This window comes from Kitasatospora sp. NPDC059722 (assembly GCF_042733235.1).
Lineage (GTDB): Bacteria > Actinomycetota > Actinomycetes > Streptomycetales > Streptomycetaceae > Kitasatospora.
Map to the genome: position 1 here is coordinate 4,298 of NZ_JBHWGD010000104.1, position 3,587 is coordinate 7,884.

2 protein-coding genes and 1 pseudogene are annotated in these 3,587 nt (G+C 77.8%); all 3 read left to right on the plus strand.

Annotated features, from left to right (window positions below; genetic code table 11):
- On the plus strand, nt 1-589 hold a 589-nt coding region (locus ACFV4F_RS37010), incomplete at its 5' end, for an aspartate/glutamate racemase family protein (RefSeq protein WP_380509411.1).
- Nucleotides 586-2,319, plus strand: a complete 1,734-nt coding sequence (locus tag ACFV4F_RS37015) for an AMP-binding protein (protein WP_380509414.1) — start codon at nt 586-588, stop codon at nt 2,317-2,319. The genes ACFV4F_RS37010 and ACFV4F_RS37015, both read left to right, overlap by 4 nt.
- Nucleotides 2,316-3,587: pseudogene (locus ACFV4F_RS37020) on the plus strand (hypothetical protein); the annotation flags it as partial. The gene ACFV4F_RS37015 and the pseudogene ACFV4F_RS37020, both read left to right, overlap by 4 nt.

The following is a 3,587-nucleotide window of genomic DNA, read 5'->3' on the forward strand; positions in this document are numbered from 1 at the left end:
CGGTTCCTGGGTGTGGGCCCCCCCGCCCGTGCCCTCCCCCACCACCGCCATCCAGTCCGGGACGGTCGGCCTCGTCCGCGACGCGCTGGAGGACTCGGTCGAGCGCCTGCTCACCGCCGGCGCCGACGTCGTCGTGGTGGCCTGCATCACCGCGCACCCCGCGATCCGGCTGCTGCCGGAGGCGCTGCGCTCGCGCTGCGTCTCCCTGGTGGACCTGGTCTTCGAGCAGCTCGCCGAACGCCCCGGCCGGCACCTCGTGCTGTGCACCCGGGGCAGCGTGCTGGCCGGCGTCTTCACCGGCCACGAGCGGTGGCCGCAGTACGCGCAGCGCCTGGTCCTGCCCGATGAGGCCGACCAGGAACAGCTGCACCACCACATCTACCGGCTCAAGCGCAACGCCGACCGGCTCCCGACGGTGGACTTCGTCCGCGGCCTGTTGCCGAAGTACCGGGCGTCCGCGTTCGTCGCCGGCTGCACCGAACTGCACCTGGTGACCAGGGCGATCGAGGCCCGCGGACTGACCCGCCACCTGCCCAGCATCGACCCGATGACCGTCATCGCACGGCGGATCAGGAACGGAGAGATATGACCACGCCGACGGTTCTGACGCGATGGGCGGACGGCCTGGCCCGCGACGGCGCCCGCTGCGCCGTCAAGTCCGGTGAGCGGGAGGTGAGTTACGGAGAGCTGGCGGGCCGGGTGGCCGGCTACCAGGCCGCCTTCGAGGGGGTGCGGCCCGCCGACCCGGTCCTGATCTCCTGCGCCGACCCGGTGGAGGTGATCGCGGCCGTCCTCGGCTGCGCGGCCGCCGGCCGCACCTTCGCGCCGGTCGACCCCAGGCTGCCCGCGGCCGTCCTGGACGGCGTGCTCGCCGCCCTGCGGCCGGGCGCGGTCGTGGCCGACGCCCCGGGCCGCGCGGCGCTCGCGGAGCGCGAACCGCCCGGCGCCGCACGGCTCGTCCGCCCGGAGGAGCTGGAGCCTCGGGCGTGGTCCGCGGAGGCCTGGCAGAGGTCCGCCCCGGAGGACCGCGGGTACGCCTACTTCACCTCGGGGACGACCGGGCGCCCCAAGGGCATCCGCGGCAGCCTCCGGGCGGTCCACCACTTCGTCGACTGGGAGATCGCCGAGTTCGGGATCGGCGCAGGCGCCAGGGTCTCCCAGCTGACCTCGCCGGGCTTCGACGCGTTCCTGCGCGACGCCTTCGCCCCGCTGTGCGCGGGCGGCACCGTCTGCGCGCCCCCGGCCGGCGGGACGCCGGTCGGCGAGGGCCTGGCGCGCTGGCTCACCGAGCACGAGGTCGAGGTCCTGCACTGCGTGCCGACCCTCTTCCGCACCCTGCGCTCCGCCGCCCTCACCCCCGGCTCGTTCCCGGCGCTGCGCGCCGTGCTGCTCGCGGGCGAGCCGCTCCAGCCCTCGGACGTCGCCTGGTGGCGCGGCCTGTTCGGCGGCGGCAAGGAACTGGTCAACCTGTACGGGCCGTCCGAGACGACCATGACGAAGCTCTTCCACCGGACGACGGAGGAGGACGCCCACGCCCGGCTGGTGCCGGTCGGCCGGCCGCTGCCGGGCGTGTCGGCCCGGGTCCTGACCGGGCCCGGCGACCCGCCGGACGCGCTCGGCGAGGTGGAGATCGAGGTCCCGTTCCCGCTCCTCGGCTACCTCGGCGACGACGAGTGGCGCGGCACGGCCACCACCCACCGCACCGGCGACCTCGGCAGGTTGCGGCCCGACGGGAGCCTGGAGCTGTACGGCCGCCGCGACCAGCAGGTCAAGGTCCACGGCGTGCGCGTCGACCTCGGCGAGGTCGAGAACGCCCTGCGCGCCCGCCCCGGGGTGCAGGACGTCTGCGCGGCGGTGGTCACGGAGGACGTGACGACCGCCCTGGTCGCCTACGTGGTGGCCCCGGACGTCTCCGACGCCGACCTGCGCGCGCACGCCGCGCAGCGCCTCGTGCCCGGCCTGGTGCCCTCGGTGTTCGTCCGCATGGCGGCGATCCCCCGGACGCTCAACGGCAAGGTGGAGCGCCGCTCCCTTCCGAGGGTCGCGCTGCAGCGGGCGGCGGAGGCCGCGGAACCGCCGAAGGGGCCGACGGAGACCGGGATCGCGGCGATCTGGAGCGAGCTCCTCGGCCTGGCGGACATCGGCCGCGACGACGACTTCACCCTCCTCGGCGGCGACTCCCTCGCGATCGCGCGCCTGATGGACCGGGTCCGGCACGAGTACCGGGTGGACCTCCCGCTGCGCGCGTTCCTCCAGGACCCCACCGTCGCCGGGCTCGCCGCCGCCGTGACGGACCGCACGGCGGGGAGCCCGTCGTGACCGCCTCCGTCGCGAAGGCCTCCGTCGCGAACGCGCTGCTCCGCGCCCGTCTGACGGGCGAGCTGGACGTCACCGCGCTGTCCGCGGCCGTCGACGACGTGGTGGCCGCGCACCCGCAGCTCATGGGCGAGCGGCCCGGCCGGGTCCGGCTGAGGGTCATCGACCTCGCGCGGTCCGGCGGGGAGCAGCAGGGGCGCGTCCTGGCGGACCTGGCGGCGGACGAGGCCGCCCGGCCGGTCGGGGCCGCCGGCCGCCCCCGGCTGCGGGCCTGCCTGGCGGGGCTGGGCGCCGGGGCGTACGAGCTCCTGATCGCGGTGGACGCGGCGCGGGCCGACGAGTGGTCGGTCGCGGCGCTGACCGGGGACCTCGGCGCCGCCTACCGTGCGCGGACCGGGGCCGCACCGGCGCCCGGGCCCGGCCCCAGGCCGGGCGCCCGGTTCCCGGGGGAGCGGGCGGTCCGCGAGCTGCCCGACGGCGCCGGCACCGAGCGGGTGCTCGCCGCCTTCGCGGCCGTGCTCGGCAGGTACGCCGGGACGGCCGAGGCGGTGGTGGCGGTGGCGGACGGTCCGGAGCACCGGGCGATCCGGCTGGACCTCGCCGGCGCCCTGACGTCCGCCCAGTTGGTCGCCCGGGTGCGCACCGCACCGGAGGCCGACGACGTACCGGACTTCCCCATCCGCGCCGTGTTCGCGGGGCGGGACCTCCCGGCGGCGGTCCTGGACCTGCCGGGCGTCGCGGCCGAGGTGACCGTCGACGCCCCGCCCGACCCGCGGGGCCGGCTGACCCTGGCCGTGACCGGGCCGCACGGGTTCACCGTCGCCCTCACCGGCACCCTGCCCGGCGAGACGACGGCGGAGGGCTTCGCCGACCACCTCGTCCGGGCGCTGCGCTTCGGGCAGGACGGCCCGGACCGGCCCCTGGCCGAACTCGACCTCTCCGGCCGCCCCGCGCCCCACCGGGCGCCCGCCCCCGCCACCGCGCGGCCGTACCGCGACTACCTGGCCTTCCTGGACGGGGAGTTCGCGGCGCGCGTGCAGGAGGCCCCCGAGGCGGTCGCGGTGCGCTCCCCGGAGGGCACGCTCGACTACCGCGGGCTCGACCGGTGGAGCTGCCGGATCGCCCACGCCCTGGCCGGCCGCGGTGCGGGCCCCGGGCGGGTGGTGGCGGTCCTGCCGGGCGGCGGCGGCGGGGCCGTCGCGGCCGGTGTCGGCGGCCATCGCACCCGCGCGGCGGTGACCGGCCGGAAACCCCCCCGCCCCGGCGCCCCC

What these genes read in the sequence shown, in the direction of transcription:
- ACFV4F_RS37015 (WP_380509414.1), top strand. Translation starts at nt 586, where the DNA reads ATGACCACGCCGACGGTTCTGACGCGATGGGCGGACGGCCTGGCCCGC.